We start from the raw sequence: 26265 nt of genomic DNA on the forward strand, positions 1-26265 counted from the left end.
CTTACTCGGCCCTCGGCCATTCGGACAGTGACTTCAGTACCTTAGTTCCGCGTGCGTGATCGACTTATAATCCAACCAAGAACTCAGAAATACGGCGTTCTATCAAGAGAGACTCGCCCCGGCGCGACTGCTGCCCGGCGGGAGCGGCGTAGAGACCAATAGAGACACACGTGGATCCATTCCTGGCATCGTCGATTTTTCTGTTCGGGCTGTGCTTTGGCAGCTTTCTGAACGTGTGCATCTATCGCCTGCCGCTGGGACTTTCGGTGGTGGCGCCACGTTCGGCCTGCCCCGGATGCAAGCAGCCGATCGCCTTCTACGATAATCTTCCGGTATTGAGCTGGCTGATCTTGCAAGGCCGTTGCCGCCACTGCAAAACTAAGATTTCGCCTCGTTATCTTCTGATTGAGTTGCTGACCGGCCTGCTGTTTCTGGCGTGCTACTGGTATTTCGGCTGGACGCTTTTCACGCTGAAATATTGCGTCTTCGCATTTCTGCTGCTGGGCCTGATTTTCACCGACGCCGAAACCAAGCTTCTGCCGGACAAGCTGACGCTGCCGGGACTGGCGCTCGGCATCGCCTTCAGCCTGCTGGTCCCGGTGAACGATCTGGCAGCGCAGTTCCTGTCGGGCGTGGTGAGCTTTCCGTTTAGCGGCGACGTTTCCATGCGGATCGTTTCGCTGCTCGATTCCCTGCTGGGCGCCGCCGTAGGCGCTTCCTTCATTTACGGCGCGGGCGCAATTTATTTGCGCTGGCGCGGCACGGAAGGCATGGGTTTTGGCGACGTCAAGCTGATGGCCATGGTGGGTGCGTTTCTGGGGATGAAGCTGACCATCTTCACTATTTTTACCGCATCAATCGCCGGATCGTTCTTCGGCCTGACCACCGTTTTCGTCGTATGGCTGAAGCGCACGCATCGTTTCATGAATCGCCTGGCGAACGCGCAGGCTGCACGACGCCGAGGATGGCAGTCTGCGCAACTGGTCTTGCGCAATTATCAAATGCCTTTTGGAGTCTTTCTGGGCAGCATGGCGATGGTCGCCTTCTTCTTCGGCAATCGCTTCCTGCACTGGTACGGAGGGCTCTGGTGAGGGTATTAGCCAATCCCGTCTTCCTACGAGCGGCGGTCGTTCTGTTCCTCGCCACATTCAGTTTCCTGCTCGGGCTGCTCTTCATGCGCATGCTGAAGAAAAGCATCATCGAGGAGCGTAATTTTTCAGCCACTCCCACGCCGTCTTTGGAGACTCTACCGCTCCACCTCTACAACACGGTGATCCAGCAACTCAAACAGCAGAAGCACGAACTGCTGGTGCAATCGCAGACGGAACAGCATCGGGCGCGCACCAGCGACAATTTTAGCCAGGCCGTGCTCTCGAATCTTTCCTGCGGCGTGCTGGTTTTCGGCAGCAATGGATTGATCAGAACTTCAAATCCGTCGGCGAAGTCGATTCTCGGTTTTGCTTCCACTACCGGCATGGGCGTGGAGGACATTTTTCGGGGCGCAGTCGTGAGCACGGGAAGGCCCGCCGTGCCGGGCGTATTCGCAGATGGAACTTCCGAGGGCGCAAGCAATGAACAGGTGTGTGTCGCGGACGAAGTGCAATCGGTTCTTCGCCAGGACAGCAAGCGCCGCAGGGTCGAAGCCGAGTATGAGACTCCCGCGGGAGAAAAGCGCTTTATCGAGGTCACTGTTTCGCCGGTCCCGGCCGTCGATGGAAGCCTGCTCGGCGTCGCCTGCCTGATCAACAACCTCACCGAACTGCAACAGATTCGCAACCAACAGGAACTCCACGGCGAAATATCTGCGGAGATGGCGCTGCAACTGCGCACCTCTCTGGCCACGATTTCAGGCTACGCGCAGCAACTTGCAAACAGCCGCGACTCCGATCTGTCGATTCAACTCGCCGGCGATATAGCGCACGAGGCCGCGCAACTCGATCGACGCATTGGAGGATTCTTGACAGCCCGCAGCGCGCAGGTTGCCGCAGCCGGCGGTTCCCCGAAATAAGAAATAAGAAATGAGAAATAAGAAAATAAAAAATTATCGGTTAGGACAAACTGTGAGGCAGCGAAGTCGGTGGCTCTGCCAGACAGACTCAGCGTACGGGAAAAGGTGGGAATCATGAAACATATCGCATGCAATGGAATCGGACTCGTGCTCCTTCTCAGCTTGACCGGACTTCGGTCCGGCGCTCAAAACCAGGCTCCCGCGGCTGCCAACTCTCCGTCAGGTGCGTCGCTCGGCGATTACGCGCGGCAGGTCCGCAAAGATCCCGCCGCTGCCTCGAAGCCCAAGGTGTTCGACAACGACAATCTGCCGAGGGAAGACAAGCTCTCCGTCATAGGACAGACTCCGTCCACTACTGAGATCCCTGTACAATCGGACGCTTCGGCCACAGAGGCCAAGGCCGCGCCGGCCGTTAAAATGCCCGACGGCACCGCCGGTACAGGAGAAAAGGTTTCTCCTGCCGCAGGCTCCGCCGCTTCAGCGGACGACGCCACTAAGCAGGCTGGCGACAAACAATGGGCTGACAAGCTGGCGGCCCAGAAAGACCAGATCGATCTGCTGACTCGCGAACTCGACGTGCTGCAGCGCGAATATCAGATTCGCGCCGCCGCCATGTACGCCGATGCCGGCAACCGCATGCGCAACTCCACCGATTGGGACAAGCAGGACGCCAAGTACAAGCAGGACATCGCCGACAAACAGAAAGCACTCGACGACGCCAAGCAAAAGATGGAGGACATGCAGGAAGACGCGCGCAAAGCCGGCGTCCCTTCGTCAGTACGCGAACCGTAAGAGAAGATAATCGAGAAACCACCGAACGCCGGAGCCGTGGCTCCGGCGTTCTACTTGATGCGCGCTGTTCTTTTCCGACCGCTTGTTCAGGCCTGCCGCAAACGGCGGATCTGCTTCACATGATGCAAACCGTGCACCAGGTGAAACTTCCTCCATTGATTCCCGGTAAGCGGCCCCAGGATCGGATGATCCAGCAACTTGCGGCTCCGCCCCTGTTGTTTCTCGCAGCGTGCAATCATGGCATCCATCTCGGCGATCCTGGGCCCATTTCGGTCAACACTTTTTCTGGTGAAATTCCGCGGGGAAATGCCGTCCGCGGGGCTTCCCGACCGGAAGGCATGTAGCCGAATCCCACCACCACAAGCGTCTGGACGCGTTGCCCCCAGGTTGGCGTCGTGGCTGCCGACTTCCCAGCTTCAGCCACGCGCGCAAATCCCTTCACGGTGCCGGCGTAGCTCAAATACAAATGCTCCAGGATTTCTGCGGTACACCACTTCCCCGGCCGGTGCGCGCATAACTGTTCGGCCGATAGTCCGGCGATTGCCGTTGCAATCTCTTCCTGCAATCTTTGAAGGCGAGGGTCCACGACCGTTACTTACCTTTTTCGCTCTTTCGGTTAGAATATTGCCCGAATAAAAAACCCATCAAAGTTATCACAGGAAGGATGTCATGAAGACAGCCAGCCTCGCGGCACTGTTCTCAAACGCAGCGTTGAGCGGAAAGAAACAAGGAGAGCGGAATGGTCGCCGCGGCAGGTCGTCCCCGCGCTCGCGTGCAACCGTCTTATTCGTCATGATGCTGCTTGCGCTGCTGACCGCCTGCTCCGATTCAAACCCGCCCGCAGAAACCAAACCCGAAGCAAAAGGTCCGGAACTTCTGACCGCGCGTTCCGCCTTCCAGAAGCTCTATATCGCGGCGCGCGGATGGCAGGCGGATGCCAAGCCTTATCGTTTGGAGTCCGTTCCGACCAGCGAAGGTAACGGGCAGGATGGGAAATGGGCGATCTGGCGATGCAGCTTCGCCTCGGCGGCCCAGCGCTCGGCGAAAACCTTCACCTGGTCTGGCAGCGCGGCGGATGGTTCCCCGTCGCGCGGGGTGAATCCCAGTGCTGAAGACAGCTACAGCCCGACCAATTCATCGACGCAGGTCTTCGACATATCTTTCCTGAAGATCGACTCGGATCAGGCATTCGCCACGGCCCAGAAACATGGCGGGGAAAAGATTCTTGAAAAGGCTCCCACTACGCCCGTCATCTATATTTTGGACTGGAACCATAACACCAGCGAGCTGACGTGGCACGTCATCTATGGCTCCCGCCGGGAAGGAGCTGCATTGACCGTATCGGTAAACGCCTCCACGGGCGAATTCATCCGGGTGGAGAAGTAGACCCGGCCTTCCGAGTCGCCCAGCGGAGCGTCGCCAAACGCGGCGGCGAAATTCTTACCGGTTCGCGTCTTCCTGGTTCATCCGGGCTGGGTTCATCGGGGATTGATTCATCTGGGCTGCGATTTGGGAAAAAAACTTGTACACGGCCTCGGCCGAGCCAATGGCCCGTTGCAGCGTGCGCGGTTCGGCATACTCGATAATGTCTTTCGGAGAGTACTGGAGACGAACGCGATCGGCGGCGCAGTGCGCGCTCAACAACTCGACGCTGGCCGATGCCAGGTCGGATTTGAGGCGGGCTATATCAATCTGTTTTCTTACTCCTGAAACCATTTACTTCTCCTCAATTCTGTTAAGGGTAACGCAGGCGGGCCCCGGGAACCGGGTTGGGAGAACTGCCGCTTTCGCGGTTCCGGCGGGACCCACCCTGCGAGGTCATCAGTTCTAGCTGTAAATAAAGTATACAGCGTTAACAAAACGCCGTGCAAGTAATTATATTTGGAGTTTCCTGGAGGCGCAGTGCCCCGGCATCCCGATCCTGATCTGGAACAAAACATTCTCGCCGCCGCCTCGCGGCTGTGGGCCCGCGGTGGCGAGAAAGCGCTCACCATGCGGGCCGTAGCCAAAGCGGCCGGCACCACCACGCCCACGGTGTATGAACGTTACCGCGACCGCGACGACATTCTCCGCTCACTGCGCCTGGAAACCCGCCGCAACCTTTTCGCCGCGCTCAGTCAAACCCGCACTCTGCGCGAGGCCTGCCAGTCCTATCTGGAGTTTGCCCTCGAACACGGTCATGCCTACGAAATGCTTTTCGACGGAGTTGCCAAGCCCCCTTCCCTGCACGAGCCCTGGCCATCCTTCAACCTCATGCGCGAACGCGTGGCCAAACGCCTGGGAGGACAACCGCGACGGCATACCCGCCTCATGCTCGGCGTCTGGTCGCTGATGCACGGAACCGCCATGCTGATCATTCGCGGCGGTTTTGAGAATGCGCTGCGCATCCAGACCATTCACGCCTGCCTGGACGCACTCGAGGGCATCCTGGATTCGGCAGCGCGATCAAAAAGCTTTCTTCATTCGGGTCCGAAGTGGCCACCGCATCTCATCCTGGGCGAGGGGAAGCACAGCAGAGTGGGAAACGGCCAGGAAACAGCCAAGCGGAAAAACAAATCGAAAATCAGGAAACGCAGATGACCCATGCCGAGCCTGCGAGTTGGCGCAGGCACGATCCTACCGACCGCTAACGTCTCCTCCGGAACCCTACTGGAGCATCTTATCGGTAGCGGCAGCGCTAGCGGGATTGCCCTTCAGTCGTCGCAGCGCCTTCTGGGCCTCTTCCGACTGCGGCCCGTGCGGCAGGATTTTCAAATAGCTCTCGTAGAGCTTACGAGCTTCGTCATTCTGATCCAATTTTTCCAGACATACCGCCAGGCGGATGGTTGCGACCGCGTCATTTTCTTTGTATAGCAACGCCTCGCGATAGCGATCTTCGGCGGCGCGATAGTTCTTGCGCTTGAAATAAAAATCTCCCACTTCAATGTCTTTCGCCGCTTTGTGCGGATTCCAGGGATGAAACTCCCCGACATTGCCGTTGCCTGGAGCACTCTCCGCGTCCATCAGAATGTCTGAGCTCTCGGGATGCGCCTTCGCATCATCCGCCGGAGGGCTCAAGTCGATCGGACTGTCTTTACTCGAACTCTCGCCCGGTCGGTTGTCCAGATCATCCGCATTGACGCGATCGGAACGCGGAGGCGCCAGCGTCGGATTATGCGGTGTGATGGGCTTTGACCCGGGCGTCGCCGAGTAATCCCGCTCCTGGGAATCCGATGGAACAGGACTCGAGGGCGCAGGGGTCGATGACCCGGGAGTTGATGGAACGGAATTCTGTCCCCACGCTGCAATACTCATTGCCAACCACCCGGCTAATAGCCAACTGCGCATACGCAAATTTTATCCTCTTATTCTTGGTCTAGGCCACCATCGCGGAGCGCGCAACGCCTCCAAGCACTTCTGCGCGGTCTCCAACTCCGAGTACCGACTTCCCTCCTGCTCGACCAGGTAGTATTCGACTCCGCCCCCATTCTGCGCGGCCTGAAAAATTCCTTTCCAATCCGCCTTGCCCTCTCCGAACAAAGTCTTATAGCCAACGTTCGGATCCGGCGACCAGTCTTTACAGTGGATGGACCGAATGCGCCCCGGGTTGGCTCGGATCCAGGCCACCGGGTCCGCGCCCGCCTCCAGGCAAGTGCCGACATCCAGTTGCAGCATCACCGAAGGCTTCGTATTCTTCGCCAGAATGTCCATGGGCCGCTCTCCGGCGACCGCCGCCCACTCCGCCTGATGATTGTGATATCCCGGCTTCAGGCCGGCAGGCGCGAGCGCGTCGGCCGCCGAATTCAGCTTGTCCGCCACTTGTTTCCAGCCATCGGTACCTGTCTTCGGATCGGTCCACGCCAGCACGACATACTTGCTGCCAAGGATCAGGTTCAGATCGCGAGCCTTATTGATGTTAGTCGGCAGGAAATTGTCGGCATCGTTGTGCGTCGAGTTGCAGCGGATACCTACTTCGTCCATGACTTTCCGCATCTGCTTCGCCTGCGCCTCGGTCCATTCGAAATATGGACCATAGAACTCCACCACCTGATATCCCATCTTGGCGACCGCTCGCACGGTCCCCTCCGAATCCTGCTTGAGCGCCTCACGCACGGAATAGAGTTCAAGGCCTACCGGAATCGAGCTGGACGCAGCCGAGGACGCGATTCCACGCAAAGCCCAAGGCAACACCGCTGACGCAGCGAGAAATGACCGCCGGGAAAAGTTAGGGTAGGACATGCTGCAATATTACGCCCATGAGGCAAATGAAAACTTTTGGCATCGGCCCCATGCAAACAAAGCCGCCCGAAGATCGGGCGGCAGCTCGGCATCTTTTGCGAAAGGTTCTTCCAGGAGATCTGTTGGGACTTCAGCTCATTGCCCTACAGCGTCTGGAGAAAGTTGATCAAGTCCGTCATCTGTTGCTGGGTGAGATTAATCTGGAAGCGTTGGTTATAAAAATTAACCAGTTGCGTTAGATTGGCTGCAACTCCGTTATGAAAGTAGGGAGCGCGTGCTGCCAACCCACGCAGAATAAGGCCTTTGCCTCTGCCGATATCGCTGCATTGGCCGGTGATCAGGGCTTTGCCAGGGTCGGAAGTGTAGTAGGTCGTGCCCGCCAGCGATCCTTGCGTGCAGACTAACTCGAACACCGGCAGCGTCGGAGCATTCAGTTGGTTGAGTCCCGCAATAATGTTCGGGTCGGTTTCGTAAGTGAGCGAATGAGCCGTGCCAATGTCCAGCGGCAGCGGGAATGAATGGTTCCCGACGTTAAACGTGTCATGGCAGGTGGTGCAAGTTCCCACGATCGGCGTAGTGCCCGTGGTTAGCCCCGGCACATTGGTGATGGTCAGAGGTTGGGTGTTAAAGATCGTTTCGCCTCGGGCAATCGAAGCCTGCTGGGGATTGTGCGAGTTCTGAAAAGAGGTATAGATCGTGAACACGTTTGGGTTGAATGGATTGCCGTCCGGATCTCCGCCCAAAGAATCGTTGATCCCCGGATAATACGGTTGCGTCGCCAGAAATTTCGCCCCGCCCTGTGCCCCTTTCTTCGACAAACTACCGGCGCCAAAATCCGTCAACTGAGCGGAGTTCAGTGCCAGTTCGAAGCCCACGATCTCGCTCAGTTGGGCGGCTGTGGGAGGCTGCGTGGCCTGGGCATGAATCAGGGTTGCGTCTGTCGCCTGCTGGGTCAGGTCGGTATTCAGATTTGCTGCAAAGGTTGACTCATCGTTCAGAGGGTAGACAAGACTCTCGCGTCCATCGAACATCACCGCGCTCAGGAAGCCCAGATTTGTAGTAGGCAAAGGTCGCCGATAGACCGAAACGGTTTGTTCCCCCTCAGCATCGGTGGTAAGGGCGCAACCATATGGGTCCTGAACCGCCGTAATGGTGTATTGCGGAGGCGATAAATCCGTGGTGTTGGGTGGAACGATCAGTCCGATGCGAATCAGTCCATCGTTTACGACAAGGCTATTGTTGATCGGGCCCGTCGGACACGTAGAGCCATCGACCTGCGCAAATAATGGATCTTTACCCCTCGTAATCGCATATCGGAACTGGGCATCGATCGCACTCAGGCCGAAAGCGTCGGTGGGCTCGTGGCAAGTTCCACAACTTCTGCCGTTCGTTCCCAGACTCTGAAAGAATGGACCACTCAGGTCAACACTGCCAGTGTTGCTATATGTCCCCGAGAAGCCGGTTAGATCGATAAACGGAAAAAGATTCGGAAGATAAACATCAGCGATGGCTGAGCCCGCAGCCACGACCACCAGAATCACCATGCCGATCACGACTCGCTTGCGGAGCCGGCCCTTTCCAAAAACATAGAGCCGTTGGCGTATCTGACGGACGAAAGAATAGCGGCGAGATGTGTTTGCCATAACTTGTCGATTCTCCTGGTTTTGCGGGGCTGTGTTCCTACCCACGAAAAATCTGCCCGCGAATCCTGCCTCCATTCCACTCAACAGGCAATAGGGGCCCTCTGTTGCGCGCCTTAATTTTCATGTCCCGCTAACCTATGGAAAGAAAAGGAGATGGCTGTCACAAAAACTGCGTTAGAATATGCTCCCCCCGGTCGGAGTATTGTTATGTCGTTGCAGCCACCAAAAGTTCAGACTTCAGTTCGCCTCGGAGAGGATTTCGAACTCGATTTCGGCGCCTACAAATTACGCCGCTCCGGTCGTGCGCTCAAGTTGGAGCGTCTGCCGATGGAGGTCCTTCTGCTTCTGGTTGAGCAGCCCGGCGAACTTGTCACCCGCGAGCAGATTGTCGAAAGAATCTGGGGTAAAAACGTTTTTCTCGATACCGACAATAGCATCAACGGCGCGATCCGCAAGATCCGCCAGGCCCTCAGAGATGACCCGGAACAACCCCAATTCATACAAACCGTAACCGGGAAAGGCTATCGCTTCATTGCGCTGGTGTCGTCGCACGATCAGGTAAACCCACAAGCCAGCGTGACCCCCGAGGCTTTGCCTCCGCCGGTTGAGGTTAAGCGGTTCGCCATCCGCGGGTGGCAGGCGGCGATCTCTCTCAGCCTGACGCTCATAGTTGTACTTGTCGCAGCAGCTGCGGCCTACCGCTTGTGGCTGCGCCCGTCAGCTCAGCCCTCCTCATCTCATGGAAAACTGATGCTGGCCGTTCTCCCCTTTGAAAATCTCACCGGAGACCCCGCCCAGGAGTACGTCAGCGACGGCCTGACCGAGGAAATGATCACCGAGTTGGGACGTCTCAACCATGAACACCTGGGAGTGATCGCTCGCACCTCCGTCATGTTCTACAAGCAAAATCCCAAGCCTTTAGATCAGATAGGACGCGACCTGGGCGTGCAGTATGTTCTCGAAGGCAGCGTCCGCCGCGACCCCAGCCGCGTCCGCGTAACTGCCCAGCTGATTCAAGTGAAGGACCAGACCCATCTCTGGGCGCGCAATTACGATCGCCCAGCCGGCGATGTCTTGGCCCTGCAACAGGAAATCACCCAGGAAATCGCCGATGAAGTTGAGCTCGCTCTGGGAGAGCCGCGTGCGCCCAACGCAGGAGTCCATAACATTGCCGCTTCTACCACGTCCTCTGAAGCCTACGACCTTTATCTGAAGGGCCGCTATTTCTGGAACAGACGGACGCCGCAAGGCTTTCAGCAGGCGGCTGATTATTTTCAGCAGGCCATCGCGAAAGACCCGAACTACGCCCGCGCCTACGCTGGAATCGCGGATACATTTGCGCTCATGAGTACATGGAACGCTGTTCCGCAGAATGAATTCATGCCCCGAGCGCGCACCGCGGCGCTCAAGGCGCTCGCACTGGATGAAACCCTGGCCGAGGCCCACGCGTCGCTGGCCTTGATCGCCGAGAATTATGACTATGACTGGCAGACCGCGGAGAAAGAGTTTCGACGTGCGATCCAGCTGGATCCCGACTACGCCACCGCTCACCAGTGGTACGCCGAATATCTTTCCTGGCAGGGACGAGTGAATGAGGCGTTGGCGGAAAGCGAGCGCGCCCGTCAACTGGATCCGCTGTCGCTGATTATTGCTACCGACCACGGAGCAATTTTTTACTGCGCCCGGCAGTACGACCGAGCCATCGCACAATTTCGTGCCGTGCTTGACATGGATCCAAACTTCTCCCGTGCTCACGGCGGCTTGATCGATGCCTATGAGCAAGCTGGCAGGGCGGCGGAGGCCGAGGGTGAAGTCGACCGCTTCGCGCCTAACGACAGCCCATGGTACTGGGCGCAAAGAGTGAACCTCTACGGACGGTCGGGGCGAACCGCCGACGCTCGACGCGGCCTGGCGAAACTCGAACACCTGGTTCGCCGTCAACCCCAGCTCGCGACGCCCACCCTGTTGCTCGCCTATGTCGGTACCGGCCAAAACGATCTAGCCATTGGCCTGCTGCAAAAGGCCTACGCCGAGCATTCCAATGTCGTCACCACCCTGAAGGTTGACCCTAACTACGATGGGCTGCGCACTGACCCGCGATTTCAAGAGTTACTGCGTCGCCTGGCTTTCCCCGAGTGAGCATCTCGAATATTTTTTTGGGAACAACTTGTTTCTTATTTCTGAAGCAGTAGCTGAGGAAATTTTCCCAATGCCAAGAGGCCCATTCACGGTCATAACGAAATCCGGGACGGCTCCCAGTTCCAAGACTTTTACGCTTACCCGTAAACCGTTTTTCTTAATCGACAGGAAAGCCGCCTCATTGGTGAGGCGGCTTTTTAATGTCGAGAAGACGTTCGTAGGGGACGCAAGGCAAGTCAATGAATCCGAAAGGTGGGCGGGGCTGGCGAATAACTGCCGCAAATTCGCGATTACCGTCTTTGTACTTAAAAAGGCGAATAGATGGCGCAAGCTTGTGCTATGGCCTGTTTTCGCCATTCAGCATATAGTGGCTGCCGTGAACTTCAAACTGGACAACGACGAGTGGGAATTGATTTCAGCCGAGGATCGCAACGCGGCTCACAGAGACACATTCCAAATTCCAACACGAGAAAAACGAGAAAGTCTCGCACCGGGCGACGCAGCAAAGCTGCTGTTTGATATCGAAACACGCGAAGAGGGACGAGTCGTGGATCGAGGGGTTGACCGAATGTGGGTAATCGTTAAGGGTCGCACCGAGAGCGGCTATATTGGTGTCTTAGACAGCAATCCCGGCACTGCTGAGAATCTTCACTTGCGAGAAGGCGATAACATCACCTTTGGGCCAGAGCACGTCACCGAAATTGGCTCTCCGCCGCGTGAGTACGTGATTAAGAAGTACGGGGCATCCTTTCTTGACGAATAGGGCTAGGTCAGTTGGCGATAAATCCCCATTACGCTCACCGTCCAATCATCCTGCCGGACCAATGCTTAAGACTTCCTGGGCAAAAAAAGCAGGCCGCTCAGGGGGAGGCTCGAGCGGCCTGGTTGGCGAAGTCCTCCGGGGAGGAGGGTAAACTTATTGTCATCCTAAGGGCCGCGTTCTTTGCGGGCCGAAGGATCTGGGCGGGCTGCGCGACGCGTCGCGTTTTCGGCGACGCAATAATCCGCGCGGTTAGCCCCCATCCTTACATCACATCGATGACGGATTATTCTGCCCTGTGGTCGGCGCCGGCTGCGTCGTATCGCCCACGGTGTTCGTCATCAGGCGCACATCCACGCGACGGTTGTCGGCCCGGCCATTAGAGGTCTTGTTCGACTCCACCGGTTTATCCTTGCCGAGTCCGATCACGTAAATCTTGTGCGCGGGAACGTTGTACTTGGTAGCAAGATATTGGATCACCGAATTAGCGCGGCGCTGGCTGAGATCGTAGTTGTAATCCGCCGAGCCGACGGAATCCGTTCCGCCTTCGAGCGCGATGATGTAGCCCTTGGTCGAAGCAATACTGGCCGCCAACTGATCGAGCACTTGCTTGGATTTGTCGGTCAGATTGTCTTTGTTGAAGCCAAACTTCACCGAAGTCTCGGCTACGGCGTGATAGTTGTCGAGATTAGCGACCGTATTGGTCAGCACGCCCACGCGGCCATTCGCGGCATCCGCCATCTGCTGCGCGGACGTTGCGGTCTGCCCGGCGGCCTGCGCCTTCTGCTCCACGTCGGCAGTTTTGGTGTTCACGGCCTGAATGCCGGCTTGGGCGCGCGCGTCAACATCCTTGATGTCCTTGGTATTCTTCGCCGTCAGATCGTCGAGTTCGTTGGTTTTGTTGATCAGCGGCGTAGTCTGCTGCTTCACATAGTTCTTGCTGGCGCAACCGACAGTGGCCGCCATGCTGATTGCCAGACAAATCGTTAACGAAGTGCGATTCATAGGGTGAGGCTCCTTGATGTCTCTCTAATATCTTAAATCCTGCGGGCGCCCGAGGGTGCCAACTAAAACTTGTATCCCTGCTAATCCTGGGAAATGATTCAGCGCCAATACGAGCCTTACTTGTGCACGGCAGATGCCAGTTTCCCGAACCGGAAACTCATCCATTAAGTATATATTATTCAAGACTTTGGGAGTGAATTGCACGCACGCCGTTCGAACAGCGACTTCAGAAAAGCCGCACAAACCCACATAGCGAATGGAAATTTTATACGGTGCGACTCAAATTCCGGCGCCCAGGTCCCACTCGGCTATCCGCGGGAGAACCCCTTCCGAGAGGATAGGTCGGCGGGCCCGCGAAGTTTGCCGACGTGGCGCATGAATCGCTGCTTTCCCTCCGCGGATTGCGCGGGCCTCAAGATGGTCGCGGACAAGTCGACTCATCGGGATACCCGTCACCCGCGAGGTTGTCTTAAGCCACGAGAAGATTTCGTCGGGCAGACGAACCGTAATCGCATTTTTCATACACAAGACGATACGACATATTTCGGCACGTCTCGCGATTCGCTTCACTTCCAGATATCCACAATCGGCGCCGCCGCGCGATCGTTGGCCGTCAGCGGCTCCAGGCCGAAGTTGTCTTCGATCGTTCGCAGCACGCTGTAATGCGTATAGCGCTTGTCGAGCGCCTTGGGATCCTGCTGATTCGCGGGTTTCACCATATCGCCCAGAAATAGCGTCAGGATGCGGTTGTCGGCGTTGCCGCCGGACTCGTCGAACGTCACCACCACCAGCGTGCCCTGGCGCAGCTTTTCTGGAAACGTGTCGTCGAGGAACTTCTTTACCCACGCTCCTGCCGTCTTGGCATTGGTGTCGTGGCCGTCATGATTCATGTTGGGGGTATAAAAAGAATAAGCGACCAAACCCTTTTTCGCATCCTGCACAAAGAAGTTGTCGGACTTGCTGGAATCGACGTGAATCACGTGATCGCACCACTTTTCCTGCACCTCCCGGAAACTCAGAAACGGCACATGCCGTCGCACGTAATTGCCGCGTTTTCCCGACACGCGCTGCGTGGAGAGGTTCCAGGGGCACGTGCCTTCCGGCAGTTCCTCCGCATACTGCTTGAAGTCGAGGCCGGCAGCGACGAGACGATCGGCAATGGTTCGGTGCGCGGCATCCGCAGGCAGGTTCACCTGGTTGTCCGCGAACATGCGCCCGCGGCCATGAATTCCAAAATCGGTGCCCGCGACCATCGCCAGATAATTGGGATACGACGGGTGAAACAGGGCATGAAAATTCGTGAAGCTGGCCCCACCCGCGGCCAGATCCATGAAGCTCTTATCTTTGCTGGCAACTTCATAGTCCACGTTTTCGAGAACAATGATCAGAACGCGATCGAAATGATGCGCCTTGGCCCGCGCCGCTGCCCGCGCCGCTTCTTCCGCTTTGCCCTCCGGAGACTTTGTCAGTTGGGGTTGCGACGACTGCGCCGGCGGAGCGGGAGTAATGCTTTGGGTAAGCGCCGGCGTCGAACCGGCGGACGAGAAGGCAATCAGAGCGAAAGACGCGGCCAGAACCCTCCTGAGGAATACCATCCCTACAACGCGACCAAGACTCATCAGCACCTTTTTGTAACACAAGAGCGGGCTATCCCATCCAATTAGAATACAAATGGTAGTGATGCAGTTCAGCCAGACCACGGTTGTCATCACCAGGGTTGTCGTCCCGAACGGAGCCGTTTTTCAGGCGAAGTGAGGAGCCTGCCCTGAGCGGAGTCGAAGGGATCTCCTTCCTAACCGGCGCGTCGCGCAAGCCAGACTGCATTCCTGCCTAACACGCGCGCCATGGACTTGCAGGCGAAAATCCGCACCATTCCCACCGAGCCCGGCGTATACCTCTATAAAAACGCCGAGGGCGACGTCATCTACGTCGGCAAGGCGAAGAACCTGCGCAGCCGCGTTGCCAGCTACTTTCATGAAGCACGATGGGAAGACGCCAAGACTGGCACCCTGGTGCGCGAAGCCATCGACGTCGACTACATCGTCGTCGCCAACAACAAAGAGGCGCTGGCGCTCGAAAATAATCTGATCAAACAGCGCAAGCCGCGCTTCAACATTCTGCTGCGCGATGACAAAACTTATCCCTACGTGAAACTCACGTTAGGCGAACGCTTCCCGCGCGTCTACGTAACGCGCCGCCTGCGCAAAGACGGCAGTTGCTACTACGGACCATATTTTCCTGGAAATCTCGCGTACCGCATTGTCGACCTGATTCATCGCAATTTTCTGATTCCTTCGTGCAAGGTCGACTTGACGCGCTTCCATCCCCGACCGTGCTTGCAGTACTACATCAAGCGCTGCCTCGGTCCGTGTGTGAAGGAGTTAACCACGCCGGAGGCCTACCAGGAAGCGGTACGCGACGTGAAATTGTTTCTCGAAGGTCGTCCGACGGATCTGAGCCGCTCGTTGCACGCGCGCATGGAGCAAGCAGCCGCCGCGCAGGAGTATGAGCGCGCCGCAAGATATCGCGATCTCATTTCGACGGTCGAGCAATTGCAGGAGCGCCAACGCATGGCCGCCGCCGAGGGCGACGACGCCGACGTCTTCGGCTATCACTACGAAAACGGAATGCTGGCGGTGAACCTGTTCCACATGCGCGCCGGCAAAATGGTCGACCGCCGCGAATTCTTCTGGGAAGAACTGCCGGAGTTCGCGGCTCCGACGGATCTGGACAGTAACACAGACCATGCGGAGACAGATGACCATGTGGGGACGGACGCATTCGTCCGTCCGGGCGAGCCAGGCTCGCCAGCGCATTTGGCCGACACCGCCGATACGCTGGAAGGAAACCCCAGCCTAGCTTCGCTCGGCACGGACGGACGAATGCGTCCGTCCCCACGTGAAACCTCCCCACATGAGACCTCTCCATTCCCACATGAGCCGGCGCCATCCCAACAATCATTCTCGCCGGGAGAATTCTTCTCCGCCCTACTCAAGCAGCTGTACATCGGTCAGCCCTACGTCCCGCGCCATCTCTACGTGCCCGTCGATTTTGAAGATCGCCAAGAACTCGAGGACCTGCTCTCCGACCAGCAGTCGGACAAGAGTGTCCGACCCACGCGAGTCCACATTCTGGTTCCGCAGCGCGGCGACAAGCGCTCGCTGATCGATCTGGCGGGCAACAATGCCAAGCAGTCGTACGATCAGCGCTTTCGTGTGCTCAAACCCAACGCGCGTAAGATTCAGGAAGAACTGCAGGAAGCGCTCAGCCTGCCCGACCTGCCGAAGCGCATCGAGTGCTTCGACATCTCGCACATTCAGGGCGCGGAGACCGTCGCGTCCATGGTGGTGTGGGAAGAGGGCAAGATGAAAAAGTCGGACTACCGCAAATTCATCATTCGGACGGTCGAAGGCGTCGACGATTTCGCCTCGATGCGCGAGGTCGTGACCCGCCGCTACAAACGGATGGTTGACGAAAACAAGCCCATGCCGAGTCTTGTGTTGATCGACGGCGGGCTCGGCCAACTGCACGCCGCGGCCGAAGCCCTCGACTCGCTGGAGATCATCAACCAGCCGCTGGCCGCCATCGCCAAGCGTGAAGAAATTCTCTATGTCTACGGACAGGAAAAAGATCCGATCGCTCTCGATCATCACTCGCCCATGCTGCACCTGATTCAACTGATTCGCGATGAGGCGCACCGATTCGCCGTGACCTTCCATCGCAAGCGTCGCCAGATGCGCGACCGCTCCACCGAACTGTTGGAAATTCCCGGCGTCGGCGCCGGCACAACACGGCGATTGCTGGAACACTTTGGCAGCTTGCAATCCGTAAAGCAGGCTGACACGGCAGCACTTTCCGCCGTCGTCACCAGGACGCAGGCTGAGGCGATCAAGAATCACTTTCGGAAATAGTTGATTCTAAAGACGGCGATTTGCGACTGATGATTTCAAAAGACTTAGTCGGCAGGCTGAGTACGATTGCTTTCATTTTCCGGGCAGATTTGGGCCATCGGCACCCTTCATAAAACCCTCACCAGATAGCCCAGGATGCGGCAGGAACGCCGATGTGACTTTTGACCGACCCGAAGTGCATCTATAGTCAAACATCCGCCAAATCGTCTTACAATGGCGCCATTGCGGTATATTGCTCATAGCTATACTTCGGTCGCAAGAAGCTCGGCACTCACGCTGATTCTGCTCGGGATAGACGATTTCTACAATTCGGCTCGTAACTTATTGAAAGGCTGAGACCAGCCCAAATCCCTGAGCAATTGTTCGCGATATTTGACCGAATTCCACGCTCCGGTGCAGATTACCGATGTGTGTGGAATCGGTTCCGCAGATGGGCCGGCAATAGCCCCTGTCGTCGCTTAGGAAAGATATTTCTTGTTAATTCCCCTACCTGCCGCCGCCAATTTCCAAATTCGCGCCCGTCGTGAACGAAGCCTCCGGCGACAAGAGCCAAACTACTCCCTCCGCAATTTCGTGGGGCTGGCCCGGTCTTCCCATCGGGATGGTTCCCATCAATCGTTGCAAACGGTCAGGATCGCCGTTTGCGGCGTGCAGTTCTGTATCGACCAAGCCGGGAGCAACCGCGTTCACGCGGATTCCTTCCGTCGCCACTTCGCGCGCCAAACCAACAGTGAAGCTGTTTATGGCGCCCTTCGATGCGGCGTAGTGCACCCATTCGCCCGCCGCACCGGTGCGCGCCGCGATCGAGGAGATGTTGACGATCGCGCCGCCCGCACCACCGCGACGAGTCGACATGCGGCGCACGGCCTCGCGTGAGCACAGGATCGCTCCGCGCACATTCACGGCAAAAACCTCATCCACAGCCGCCGCGGTTACGTTTTCTACGCGAGCGAAGCCACCGGTTACGCCGGCATTGTTCACCAGTGCCTTGATCGGACCGAATTCGCGCTTCGCCATCTCGAACATGCGCACGATGTCCGCTTCATAAGCTACATTGGCCTGTATCGGGACAGCGCGTCCCCCGGCGGCGACGATTTCATCCACTACTTTCTTCGCGGCAGCTTCGCCGGACGAGAAGTTGACCGCAACCGCAAACCCGCGCTGCGCGCCGAGTCTGGCAACCGCCGCGCCAATCCCACGGCTGGCCCCCGTCACGATCAGAGCGCCGAGTTCGGATTTGTGGGCCATCAGATTAGAGCCTGGAAGCAAGGGGCCAAGTTTGAAGCCTGGAGGCAAGAAGCCAAGAAAAGCCAGAAGCCACTACACCTTCGCCGCCTCCCGCCGCCCGTGCATCATTTCCACGACCGCCTCATACAGGCGCTTGCGCGACTCGTGGCGTTCGTTAGCGCGCGTGATGTAGCGGACGTGCACTTCTATTCCCGCCGCCGTCGGTTGCACGTTAATGCCCGGCACCGCCGAAATCGCCTGCACCCGATAGCGCGTAGTCGCCTCTTTCCACTCGGCTTCCGCTTTGCCGGCGTTCGCTTCGGTCTCTTTCTCGACCAAGTGCTGAATGCCGTCGATGATCGGATAAGGATCCTGGCCGGGAGGAATCAGCACTTGCAGTTCATCCCACATCCACTGGCCGGAAGTGGTGAAGTTGAAGAAGTGACCTTCGATGGCAAAACTGTTGACGAACGAAACGCGGCGGCCCGTGGGATGTCCGGCATCGGTCCAACTGCCGGTTTCGAGCAGCACCGTCTTCAACAGGCCCACTTCAATTACTTCGCCGCCCACGCCGTTGATTTCCACCCAGTCGCCGACGCGAATGCCGTTACGGCCCATCAGCACGAACCAACCGAAAAAGGCCACGATGAAATCTTTCATGGCAACGGTGAGGCCGGCGCCGGCCAGGCCGAGCACGGTTGTGGTCTGCGTGGGCATGCCGAAGACGATAAAAATTATTGCGATCGCGCCCACGGCTTGCGCCGCAAATTTCACCACCGCGCGCAAGGTGTCGACGCGCTTGTTTTCGGCGGACACACCAGTGAACAAGCGCTCAATGAAGCGGTCGGCTACATAAACCATGAGCAAAACCAGCAGAATCCACAGAATCGATTCGACCAGGTTGTGCAACGCCGCCCGCTCGCGGGCCTCGACCAAGGCGATCCAGTTGGCGTAGACGTCGGTCAACTGCTGCTCATCTTGCAGCCGCTTACCGAGATCGGCGAGATTTTTCTGGTCGCGGGTGTATTGCTTGAGCGAACCGAGAGCGGCCGTCGCGGATGCCTTCGATTGGTCGCGGCTGGTCGCGTTGCTGCTTTTCGCAAATCCTTTGGCCTGCTGGCGGGCGGCCTCGCGATTTTCTTTGTCTTTTTCGACTTGCGCGGTCAGCGCTTGGTGGCGCTGGCTCAGGCGGAGTTGCTTAGCATGGCTCTCGTCCAGCGCCTGTTGTAACTGATTCTGCTTCTCGCGCAGCGCGCGCCAGGCCCGGAACACGCTCAGCACCGTATGCGCCTGGTAGTCCTGCTCGTGCGGATTCACCGCCGAACCGGTTGCGACTTGCGTATTATGCTCGCCCGCCTCGTGTTCGGCTTGCAGACGTTTGATCTTCGATTGCGGATCGCCGCCGGCCTGCTCCAGTTGTTCTGCCGCATCGTCCAATTCGTCCTGATCCAGATCCGTCTGCGCCTTGGCGACGTCGATCTGGTCTTGCAGGTTATCCTTTTGCGACTCGGGCGCAGCCGCCAGTTTCCGCGTGAGCTGCGTTATGCCCTCCTGATCTTCCTTCACCCCCTCTTCGGCCTTGCTTTTGCGCTGCAAGATTTGCCTGGCTTCCGGCGACAGCGGCGGTGGATTTTCTTCCGCGGTGCGCAGCGCATCAAGGAAGGAGAGGTCGACCTCGTGATCCCCGAGTGTCTCCGCCTGATGGGCCAACACCTGTTCTTCTCGCGTGGCCGCAATCGCGGACATGCGCTTCGCGGTCTGGAGCGGGCGCTGGTCCACCAATGCGCGCGCGGCGGCCAGCGTTTTTACTCCAGTTTTTCTAGCGGACGTTGCCGCCTCTTCCTCGTTCTCGTTCGGAGTGGGCCGCGCGCGCGTCCACAGCAGTCCGGCGATGGCCGCAGTCACCAGCAGCAGTAGAACGATCGCGGTAATGTATTGCCGGACTTTCATAATCTGCGCAAAGCGTGAGAACAGTTTATAGCACTTCCCAATTGACACCCTTCGTGCGGCTCGTGGGGAAGGAATACTGAGAACTGAGAGCTCAACTGCCCGCTCTTCTGCGTTCCACATCTTTCCGCAGGTAAGCCTTCGTCTTCTCCGGCAGGCGCGAGGCGTGCAGGATGTCGCGCAATTGTGCGGGCGGCAGCCGGAGGGAGAATTCCAGCGCGCGAGCCAGAGGCGTGTATTCGTTGCGCAACAAAGCCATCCGGATCTCCGGACGCAGCGACCACTTCGAGTGATGGCAAAGGGCTTTGACGAAAGCCGGCGGCGTGACCGGACGCAGCAGCGCCTTCACGATGGAAGACTCGCTCAACCGAGGATTTTCCAGCGCCGTTTGCCACACGCGCGATTCTTTGTCGAGCAGCAAAGCGGCCGCGACCAGGGCCGACGAGCGCCGGGCCAGTGCAATGCGTTCTCCGAGAGTGATCGAAGCCAGGCGCGCCACCAATAATTCATCGGCTAGGCGCTTCAGGTCGGCCGCCACTGCGGGCAGCAGCGAGAATTGCATCAGATCGAAGGTGTAGAGTTCGCGAATCAGACGCAGCGCCATGCGGCGCGGGGCGCGGGGATGCGCGGCCAGCGCAATCCGCACCTTGCGCGATTTCATCGCTGCGGGGTTTCGGCTGATCTGTTCGATGGTGTCGCCAGATAACTCGCGATCTTTAATCAGTGCGAGAACCAGGTCTGCAGTGGAGGCGGGCGCGGTATTGGCAGGGGCGAGGTCAGAGTTCGCTTCCGCGAAAGAAGATTCCGGCGGAATGGATGGCTCACCCGGATTCTGTGTCTCCGAATTCATAACGAGTTGCGTGCGCCTCGCCGTGCCCTGCGGAGCGCTCCTTCAACCGGCTCGACGACCTGAGGATTTACTTCCACTCGCGAATCCAGCGCACGCAGTTCATTGTAAAAAGCCTCGCGCACCGGCGCTGCATAACGAAAGACGCCTCCTATCGTGGCTACCGGGACAGGTTCGGTCTGCTCTTTCGGAAACAGTCGGTTAATCACGACCGCGGCCACTTCGGCCAGTTCCCTGCCCGCACGAGACATAACTTGCAAAGCGAGAAGGTCTTTACTGGCCGTCACAGCAGGAAATAGCCTGGCGAAATCGGGAGGGGAAATTGCATTCGCGGCCCGCGCCAGATCCTCGAGCGACATCACACCCCAGGTTTTACATAGATCCGTGGCAAAAGTCGTGTGAAGAATATTTTCCGCCGTTCCGTAATTTCGATCGGAAGCGCGCAGCACGGCGCTGACGGCGGCGCGCCCGATCCAATGCGCGGAGCCTTCGTCGCCGATGGCGAATCCCCAGCCTCCGGCGCGGGCGGTATTGCCTTGCCGGTCGCGGCCGTAGGCGATCGACCCCGTACCCGCGATGACGATGACGCCCGGGCCGGTGTCGAAAGCGGCTTCGAGGGCAATCTGCATGTCGCCGACCACGTCGATAGGAGAAGCAAGAATCTCCGCCAGAAAAGTGTGGACGATGGCCGCCAGTTCCGGCCGAGCTGCGCCAGATCCGCCGACGCAAGTACGCGATATCTGCTCCAGCGTGACGCCGGCCGCCGCGCAGGCCTGACGCACTGACTGCTGTAGCGACTCACGAGCCTGCGCTTCCCCGACGCGAACAATATTGCTCGGCCCCGCGGTGGCCGTCGCCAGTAGGCGCGACTCATCCCCTACTGCGCAGGTAGTTTTGGTACCGCCTCCGTCGATGCCGAGGTAATAGGGCACGGGTTATTTCTAACACACGGCAGTTGAACCGTTGCCGGTTGCCAGATCTTGATTGTTTCGACGAGAGGACTACATAGTCTCACTCGCGGAAACGCGCGATCGCTTCGATAATGAACTGGGCCTTTGGCCCAGCCACAACTTTCATGGAGAACCACATGACGAAGAAGATTCAGATCATCGAACTCGGCAATAGTGGCGACGCCCGCGGATTCAGCTTTACTGCTCCGCCTGAGGCGGTCGTCTTTGTGGGCCGCATGGCCGACGTGCATCTGGCTTCGACCAAACCTGGCGCGGTGCGCGGGAATCACTATCATCTGCGACGCCGCGAGGCGATCGTCGTGCTTCCCGGTACAAGATGGTCGTTTCATTGGGATGAGGAGCAGGGATCGACGCCGCAGCATCGTGAGTTCGATGGCAGTGGGGCTGTGCTGATGCTGGTGTCGCCAGGGGCTTCGCATGCCGTCCGGAATGACGGCGCTGTTGATTTGTGGCTGGTTGCAATTTCGTCGGAAACGTATGATCCGGCGGAGAGTGTGAGTCGCAGAGTGGTGTTAGGTTCTTAAAGAAAAGGCCCGGACCGCAAAGTTCGCTAAGGAAGAGCCGCAAAGGACGCGAAGAAAGGCAACGACAAGAGCTGGATTCTCGTTGCTCTTTGCAAAATTCTCTTTTGCCCGCTTCTTCTTTGATCTTTGTTCTTTGGTTTTTGTTCTCTGCGATCTTTGCGGCGTTTACTTTGCGATCTTTGCGATGAAAAGCTTTCTGCCGACTGGACGATAATATGGGACTGAGCCATCTCGATCTGGCGATCATTACGCTCTATCTGGCGGGGATCACTCTGTTTGGTCTGCGCTTTCGGAGGAAGCAGCGCTCGCTGCGCGACTACTTTCTCGCCGGGCGGGACATTCCGTGGTGGGCGATTGCGCTGTCGATTGTCGCCGCCGAAACCAGCACGCTCACCATCATCAGCATACCCGGACTGGCTTACGACACGAATCTGACGTTTCTCCAGGTGGTGATGGGATACGTGGTCGGCCGAGTCATCATCAGCGTTGTGCTACTGCCGCACTATTTCCGCGGCGATCTTTATACAGCGTACGAACTCATCGAGCGCCGTTTCGGGCGCAGCCTGCGCTCTCTGACGGCAGGATTGTTTTTGCTGACTCGCGCCGCTGCGGAAGGCGTACGGGTGTATGCAGTCTCGATTGTCGTCGCGATTGCGCTGGGCACCGGCGAAGTGGCGTCGATCGCCATTATTACTGCATTGACGGTTATCTATACGTTCGAGGGCGGTCTCGCCGCGGTGATCTGGACCGATGTGGTGCAGACGGCGATCTACGTGGGCGGAACGCTGGTCGGGCTGTTCACGATTCTCCATCTCGTGCCTGGGGGATGGAGCGCGATCCACAGCGCCGCTTCCGCTGCGGGCAAGCTACGGATTTTTGATTTCAGCACGAGTCCGTGGATCGACTACACCTTCTGGTCCGGCGTGATTGGAGGCGCCTTTCTGACTACGGCGAGCCATGGCACGGATCAACTCATCGTGCAGCGGCTGCTGGCGGCGCGCGGACAAAAGCAATCGGTAATCGCGTTGCTGTCGAGCGGGATTGCCGTACTGTTTCAGTTTGCTCTGTTTCTGCTGGTGGGCATCATGTTGTGGGCCTACTATCGCGTGCCGTCGGGGACGTTCGGCACGTCGGATCGGATCTATCCGACGTTTATCGTCACGCGGATGCCGCACGGGATCTCGGGCCTTCTGGTTGCGGCGATTCTGGCAGCGGCGATGTCGAATTTGAGCGCAGCGCTCAATTCTCTTTCCTCGAGCGCGATTATGGATTTTTACGCCCGGCTCCGTCCGCAGTCCGACGAGAAAACGAAGATGCGGCTCTCACGCCTGGCGACGATCGCCTGGGCGCTTGTGCTGTTTGGGCTGGCTGTAATCGCGTTGCACAAAGTCGGGCGCGTGGTCGTCGTAGGTCTGCAAATCGCGTCGGTCGCTTACGGCGCGCTGCTCGGGGTGTTTCTGCTCGGGGTGCTGACGCGACGGGCCAACCAGCGCGGGGCAATGGCCGGTATGGCATGCGGACTCGCGGTGGAACTTTACTTATGGCTGGGCACGCGCGTGCCTTGGACGTGGTGGGTACTGATCGGGACAACGATTGCTTTTGCGATCGGATGGGTCGTGAGCGTCTTCTTTGGCACGTCGGAACCTCAAATCGAGAGGATTCCTGGTTGATTGCGGGGGAGATTTTAAAATATTTCTGCTTGCGGCCGAGATAAAATGGCTGCACCGGGTTTAAGAATAAGCTTGGAGAAGTCTGACGATTCCGGAGCCACTGTGTCTCGAACCCTCTCGCGATTCTTCCTGGCGATACTTGTATTGTCCTGGCTTTCTTCGGCGACATTGACCGCGGCTGCGCAGTCACGCTTGGCGTCAAAACAAGATGCATCTCCGGTTCCGGACCAAGCTCCGGCTGCGACTATCTCAGCTCCAACGCCTGCGCCTGTCTCCGGCGGCGACGCGCAGGAACCGTCTGTAACCATTCGGCAGACGGTTCGACGGGTCATCGTCGATGTGACGGTGCGGGATGCCAATGGCAAGCCCGTGCACGGACTTTCGGCCAACGACTTTTCTATCACCGAAGATAAGCAGCCGCAGCACCTGCTTTCATTCGATGTCTACGACCTCAACAAGCCTTCAATTTCGCGCGGGCCCAATGCAGCTCCGCTGCCCCCGAATGTGTTCGAGAATATCCCGGCCGCTCCCGAGCGGGGCCCGCTTTATGTGATCCTGTTCGACATGGTGAACATGGACACGGCGGACGAGATAACGAGTCGTCAACAGCTGCTGAAATTCATCAACAGCAAACCTGCGGGCACCAGGTTCGCCATCTTCGTAACCTCCGACCAGCTTCGCCTGGTGCAGGGCTTTACCGACGACAGAGGCCTGCTCACGGCCACACTGGATGGCAAGCATCCTCGGGCGCACGTTCCCAGAATGTTTTTATACGGCGGGAACTATGGGCGCGGCAATCCTTATACGGCCGTGGATATGCTGACTCACGTTGGTGAATATCTGGATGGAATTCCCGGCCGTAAGAATCTGCTCTGGCTTTCTGGAGGATTTGCTCTGAACTTGTTCGCACGGGAGGCCGACGATTCCGAGTTGCGGGACGCTGTGATCGCCGCGATTAACGCTCTGGCGCAGGCCCAGGTTGCGGTCTACCCGGTGGACGTCAGTGGCGTGCAACTGGATATCTCAGCCGCGTTTAATAATGACTATCGGAGCGAGGACGCAATTGCCGCCATGACCGGAGGCCGCGCGTTCTATAGCACCAATGAAGTGAGTAGCGCCCTGGTTGAGGCCACCGAAGATGGTGGCAATTACTACACGCTCACTTATTCTCCTTCCGATCAAGAGGATGACGGAAAGTGCCACAAAATCTCGGTGAAGCTCGACCAGCAGCATGATCAGCTTTCGTACCGGCAGCAATACTGCCGGGCCCCATTGGTCTCCGCCGCCAATGTGGACGAAGACGGCGCGAACTCGAATCCTGCCGGTGCTCCGGCACTCGCCGTCCCGCTCCAGGCCGGTGATCTGCTTCAGGGTAACATTCGCCCCGGCGCCCCCATGTTGCATGACCTTGTGTTTTCCGCTCACATGTATACGGACCGGCCAGCGCTGGCTACTTCCGCGCAGATGGCGCAACTGGAGACGCAGGCGGCCTTCTATCGAACGCAAAGCAGGAACCGTCCGCTCAAGCCGCTGCCTCCGGTGAAGATTCAGACTTACACCATCGACTACCGCGTGCTCGATCCGGAGCCGGTATTAAATGGCAAGCCACGCACGCTCGAATTCGCCGTCGCGGCATTCGATGAAGACGGCAAAGTGCTGAATGGGATTGTCAACGACGGTATGCAGGATGCCACCAGTCAAGCCTCCGATAACAAAGCTGGATTATTCCGCATGCGGCAGACACTCGTCGTGCCGGTAAGCGCCAAATCTTTACGCGTGGGCGTACGCGACCGAATGAACGATCGCATGGGAACTCTGGAAGTGCCGCTTCCGCTTTCAGCCGAGTCTGTGGCCAAGAAATAAGGGCAACAGCCTTTACCGCAAAGGCCGCAAAGGAAAGGCCGCAAAGTTCGCGAAGAAACCCTTTCGGGCCCTTCTTAGCGACCTTTGCGGCCTTTCCTTTGCGATCTTTGCGGTTTAAGTGTTCAATCTTCAAGCCTAGTCCAGACCGCTATCGGGTTCGTTTCGGGAAAGGCCGACGAAATCTATCTCATTCTGTGCATCAGTTGGCCAGTTATGACCTAAAGTGTGTCTGAGCGAAAAGATGATGTACAGCGATATCACTCCTCAAATCATCGGAGCTGCCATCAAGGTGCATCGCCGGCTCGGCCCTGGGCTCCTGGAGTCGGCATACGAGGCCTGCCTGGCGTACGAACTGGAACAGATTGGACTCCGCGTGCAGCGCCAGAAACCGGTCCCGCTGGTCTATGACGGAGTCAAGCTCGACTGCGGCTTCCGTGCGGACTTGATCGTGGGCAACGTGGTGGTTGAGGTTAAAAGTAAAGAGACACTTCATCCCGTGGATCAAGCACAACTGCTCTCCCATTTGCGGTTGCTCGACCTTCAGATCGGATTGCTTATCAACTTCAACGTCGTTCTGCTAAAAGATGGAATCAAGAGGATGGTGAACAACTATCAGGACGAGTCCGCCGAAAGTATTGTGCTGGAAGAGCAAAAGCCCTACCGCTAAGATCGCGAAGGAAAGGCCGCAAAGAGCGCTAAGAAAATCTTATTGGACCTTCTTCGCGCACTTTGCGGATTTT

24 protein-coding genes are annotated in these 26265 nt (G+C 57.9%); 12 read left to right on the forward strand and 12 right to left on the reverse strand.

All coding sequences use genetic code 11. The features are described from left to right. Positions 1–170 precede the first annotated feature (170 nt). From VGM18_07575 to VGM18_07585, 3 genes are all read left to right on the forward strand, one after another. The gene (locus VGM18_07575) at positions 171–1091 is read left to right on the forward strand and encodes a prepilin peptidase (GenBank protein HEY3972848.1); all 921 of its coding nucleotides are present in this window, start codon (positions 171–173) and stop codon (positions 1089–1091) included. After that, positions 1088–2008, forward strand: a complete 921-nt coding sequence (locus VGM18_07580) for a hypothetical protein (protein HEY3972849.1) — start codon at positions 1088–1090, stop codon at positions 2006–2008. Before VGM18_07575 ends, VGM18_07580 begins: the two co-directional genes overlap by 4 nt. A 114-nt stretch (positions 2009–2122) precedes the next feature. Then, positions 2123–2800, forward strand: a complete 678-nt coding sequence (locus tag VGM18_07585; protein ID HEY3972850.1) for a hypothetical protein — start codon at positions 2123–2125, stop codon at positions 2798–2800. Positions 2801–2886: 86 nt separating this feature from the next. On the opposite strand, the gene VGM18_07590 is transcribed toward VGM18_07585, so the two are convergent. Both VGM18_07590 and VGM18_07595 read right to left on the reverse strand, forming a co-directional pair. Beyond that, positions 2887–3039, reverse strand: a complete 153-nt coding sequence (locus VGM18_07590; GenBank protein HEY3972851.1) for a DUF1569 domain-containing protein — start codon at positions 3037–3039, stop codon at positions 2887–2889. Next, the gene (locus VGM18_07595; GenBank protein HEY3972852.1) at positions 3036–3386 is read right to left on the reverse strand and encodes a DUF1569 domain-containing protein; all 351 of its coding nucleotides are present in this window, start codon (positions 3384–3386) and stop codon (positions 3036–3038) included. The genes VGM18_07590 and VGM18_07595 overlap by 4 nt, the downstream gene beginning before the upstream one ends. An 83-nt stretch (positions 3387–3469) precedes the next feature. On the opposite strand from VGM18_07595, the gene VGM18_07600 reads away from it, so the two are divergent. Further along, positions 3470–4186 carry a hypothetical protein gene (locus VGM18_07600; GenBank protein HEY3972853.1) on the forward strand — a complete coding sequence of 239 codons (717 nt, stop codon included), beginning with the start codon at positions 3470–3472 and terminating at the stop codon, positions 4184–4186. Between the two features lie 54 nt (positions 4187–4240). Here VGM18_07600 and VGM18_07605 read toward each other — a convergent pair whose 3' ends face one another. Beyond that, on the reverse strand, positions 4241–4516 hold the full coding sequence (locus VGM18_07605) for a hypothetical protein (GenBank protein ID HEY3972854.1): 276 nt from the start codon (positions 4514–4516) through the stop codon (positions 4241–4243). 186 nt (positions 4517–4702) lie between these two features. Here VGM18_07605 and VGM18_07610 point away from each other — a divergent pair, with 186 nt between their 5' ends. Next, positions 4703–5380 (forward strand): TetR/AcrR family transcriptional regulator, encoded by a 678-nt coding sequence (locus VGM18_07610; protein ID HEY3972855.1) that lies wholly within the window; start codon positions 4703–4705, stop codon positions 5378–5380. A gap of 66 nt (positions 5381–5446) precedes the next feature. Here VGM18_07610 and VGM18_07615 read toward each other — a convergent pair whose 3' ends face one another. The 3 genes from VGM18_07615 to VGM18_07625 form a co-directional block, all read right to left on the reverse strand. After that, entirely contained in the window at positions 5447–6094 is a 648-nt protein-coding gene (locus tag VGM18_07615) for a tetratricopeptide repeat protein (protein HEY3972856.1), read from the reverse strand. 42 nt (positions 6095–6136) lie between these two features. After that, positions 6137–7018: a sugar phosphate isomerase/epimerase gene (locus VGM18_07620; GenBank protein ID HEY3972857.1), complete on the reverse strand. Its 882-nt coding sequence runs from the start codon at positions 7016–7018 to the stop codon at positions 6137–6139. A 143-nt stretch (positions 7019–7161) separates the two neighbouring features. Beyond that, positions 7162–8661, reverse strand: coding sequence for a hypothetical protein (locus tag VGM18_07625; GenBank protein ID HEY3972858.1), 1500 nt, complete (start codon positions 8659–8661; stop codon positions 7162–7164). 207 nt (positions 8662–8868) lie between these two features. On the opposite strand from VGM18_07625, the gene VGM18_07630 reads away from it, so the two are divergent. Together VGM18_07630 and VGM18_07635 are read left to right on the forward strand one after the other, a co-directional pair. Continuing rightward, positions 8869–10800 (forward strand): winged helix-turn-helix domain-containing protein, encoded by a 1932-nt coding sequence (locus VGM18_07630; GenBank protein ID HEY3972859.1) that lies wholly within the window; start codon positions 8869–8871, stop codon positions 10798–10800. After that, the gene (locus tag VGM18_07635) at positions 10739–11563 is read left to right on the forward strand and encodes a hypothetical protein (protein HEY3972860.1); all 825 of its coding nucleotides are present in this window, start codon (positions 10739–10741) and stop codon (positions 11561–11563) included. The genes VGM18_07630 and VGM18_07635 overlap by 62 nt, the downstream gene beginning before the upstream one ends. A gap of 267 nt (positions 11564–11830) precedes the next feature. Here VGM18_07635 and VGM18_07640 read toward each other — a convergent pair whose 3' ends face one another. Beyond that, positions 11831–12565, reverse strand: a complete 735-nt coding sequence (locus tag VGM18_07640) for an OmpA family protein (protein HEY3972861.1) — start codon at positions 12563–12565, stop codon at positions 11831–11833. Between the two features lie 566 nt (positions 12566–13131). Then, positions 13132–14184 (reverse strand): alkaline phosphatase family protein, encoded by a 1053-nt coding sequence (locus VGM18_07645; protein ID HEY3972862.1) that lies wholly within the window; start codon positions 14182–14184, stop codon positions 13132–13134. Positions 14185–14409: 225 nt separating this feature from the next. Here VGM18_07645 and uvrC point away from each other — a divergent pair, with 225 nt between their 5' ends. Further along, positions 14410–16476, forward strand: a complete 2067-nt coding sequence (uvrC, locus tag VGM18_07650; protein HEY3972863.1) for an excinuclease ABC subunit UvrC — start codon at positions 14410–14412, stop codon at positions 16474–16476. Between the two features lie 486 nt (positions 16477–16962). Here uvrC and VGM18_07655 read toward each other — a convergent pair whose 3' ends face one another. The 4 genes from VGM18_07655 to VGM18_07670 form a co-directional block, all read right to left on the reverse strand. Further along, a complete protein-coding gene (locus VGM18_07655; protein HEY3972864.1) occupies positions 16963–17724 on the reverse strand; it encodes an SDR family oxidoreductase in 762 nt (253 codons plus the stop codon). Positions 17725–17796: 72 nt separating this feature from the next. Continuing rightward, positions 17797–19653 carry a mechanosensitive ion channel domain-containing protein gene (locus tag VGM18_07660; GenBank protein HEY3972865.1) on the reverse strand — a complete coding sequence of 619 codons (1857 nt, stop codon included), beginning with the start codon at positions 19651–19653 and terminating at the stop codon, positions 17797–17799. A gap of 91 nt (positions 19654–19744) precedes the next feature. Beyond that, positions 19745–20500 (reverse strand): hypothetical protein, encoded by a 756-nt coding sequence (locus tag VGM18_07665; protein ID HEY3972866.1) that lies wholly within the window; start codon positions 20498–20500, stop codon positions 19745–19747. Further along, complete coding sequence (locus VGM18_07670; GenBank protein HEY3972867.1) at positions 20497–21429, reverse strand: BadF/BadG/BcrA/BcrD ATPase family protein; 933 nt, start codon at positions 21427–21429, stop codon at positions 20497–20499. The genes VGM18_07665 and VGM18_07670 overlap by 4 nt, the downstream gene beginning before the upstream one ends. Before the next feature lie 155 nt (positions 21430–21584). On the opposite strand from VGM18_07670, the gene VGM18_07675 reads away from it, so the two are divergent. The 4 genes from VGM18_07675 (at position 21585) to VGM18_07690 (ending at position 26192) form a co-directional block, all read left to right on the forward strand. After that, positions 21585–21992 carry a hypothetical protein gene (locus tag VGM18_07675; GenBank protein HEY3972868.1) on the forward strand — a complete coding sequence of 136 codons (408 nt, stop codon included), beginning with the start codon at positions 21585–21587 and terminating at the stop codon, positions 21990–21992. A gap of 215 nt (positions 21993–22207) precedes the next feature. Continuing rightward, positions 22208–23662, forward strand: a complete 1455-nt coding sequence (locus tag VGM18_07680; protein HEY3972869.1) for a sodium:solute symporter — start codon at positions 22208–22210, stop codon at positions 23660–23662. 102 nt (positions 23663–23764) lie between these two features. Next, positions 23765–25525 carry a VWA domain-containing protein gene (locus tag VGM18_07685; GenBank protein HEY3972870.1) on the forward strand — a complete coding sequence of 587 codons (1761 nt, stop codon included), beginning with the start codon at positions 23765–23767 and terminating at the stop codon, positions 25523–25525. A 223-nt stretch (positions 25526–25748) separates the two neighbouring features. Further along, positions 25749–26192 carry a GxxExxY protein gene (locus VGM18_07690; protein HEY3972871.1) on the forward strand — a complete coding sequence of 148 codons (444 nt, stop codon included), beginning with the start codon at positions 25749–25751 and terminating at the stop codon, positions 26190–26192. Positions 26193–26265: the final 73 nt, after the last annotated feature.

This window comes from Candidatus Sulfotelmatobacter sp., assembly GCA_036500765.1.
In the GTDB taxonomy this organism is placed as follows: Bacteria; Acidobacteriota; Terriglobia; order Terriglobales; family Acidobacteriaceae; genus Sulfotelmatobacter.

Excerpts from the sequence above, each read along its gene's own strand:
- VGM18_07585 (HEY3972850.1), top strand. The coding sequence starts at position 2,123 with ATGAAACATATCGCATGCAATGGAATCGGACTCGTGCTCCTTCTCAGC.
- VGM18_07590 (HEY3972851.1), bottom strand. The coding sequence starts at position 3,039 with ATGATTGCACGCTGCGAGAAACAACAGGGGCGGAGCCGCAAGTTGCTG.
- VGM18_07600 (HEY3972853.1), top strand. The coding sequence starts at position 3,470 with ATGAAGACAGCCAGCCTCGCGGCACTGTTCTCAAACGCAGCGTTGAGC.
- VGM18_07605 (HEY3972854.1), bottom strand. The coding sequence starts at position 4,516 with ATGGTTTCAGGAGTAAGAAAACAGATTGATATAGCCCGCCTCAAATCC.
- VGM18_07615 (HEY3972856.1), bottom strand. The coding sequence starts at position 6,094 with ATGAGTATTGCAGCGTGGGGACAGAATTCCGTTCCATCAACTCCCGGG.
- VGM18_07620 (HEY3972857.1), bottom strand. The coding sequence starts at position 7,018 with ATGTCCTACCCTAACTTTTCCCGGCGGTCATTTCTCGCTGCGTCAGCG.
- VGM18_07625 (HEY3972858.1), bottom strand. The coding sequence starts at position 8,661 with ATGGCAAACACATCTCGCCGCTATTCTTTCGTCCGTCAGATACGCCAA.
- VGM18_07630 (HEY3972859.1), top strand. The coding sequence starts at position 8,869 with ATGTCGTTGCAGCCACCAAAAGTTCAGACTTCAGTTCGCCTCGGAGAG.
- VGM18_07635 (HEY3972860.1), top strand. The coding sequence starts at position 10,739 with ATGGGCTGCGCACTGACCCGCGATTTCAAGAGTTACTGCGTCGCCTGG.
- VGM18_07640 (HEY3972861.1), bottom strand. The coding sequence starts at position 12,565 with ATGAATCGCACTTCGTTAACGATTTGTCTGGCAATCAGCATGGCGGCC.
- VGM18_07645 (HEY3972862.1), bottom strand. The coding sequence starts at position 14,184 with ATGAGTCTTGGTCGCGTTGTAGGGATGGTATTCCTCAGGAGGGTTCTG.
- uvrC (HEY3972863.1), top strand. The coding sequence starts at position 14,410 with ATGGACTTGCAGGCGAAAATCCGCACCATTCCCACCGAGCCCGGCGTA.
- VGM18_07655 (HEY3972864.1), bottom strand. The coding sequence starts at position 17,724 with ATGGCCCACAAATCCGAACTCGGCGCTCTGATCGTGACGGGGGCCAGC.
- VGM18_07660 (HEY3972865.1), bottom strand. The coding sequence starts at position 19,653 with ATGAAAGTCCGGCAATACATTACCGCGATCGTTCTACTGCTGCTGGTG.
- VGM18_07665 (HEY3972866.1), bottom strand. The coding sequence starts at position 20,500 with ATGAATTCGGAGACACAGAATCCGGGTGAGCCATCCATTCCGCCGGAA.
- VGM18_07675 (HEY3972868.1), top strand. The coding sequence starts at position 21,585 with ATGACGAAGAAGATTCAGATCATCGAACTCGGCAATAGTGGCGACGCC.
- VGM18_07680 (HEY3972869.1), top strand. The coding sequence starts at position 22,208 with ATGGGACTGAGCCATCTCGATCTGGCGATCATTACGCTCTATCTGGCG.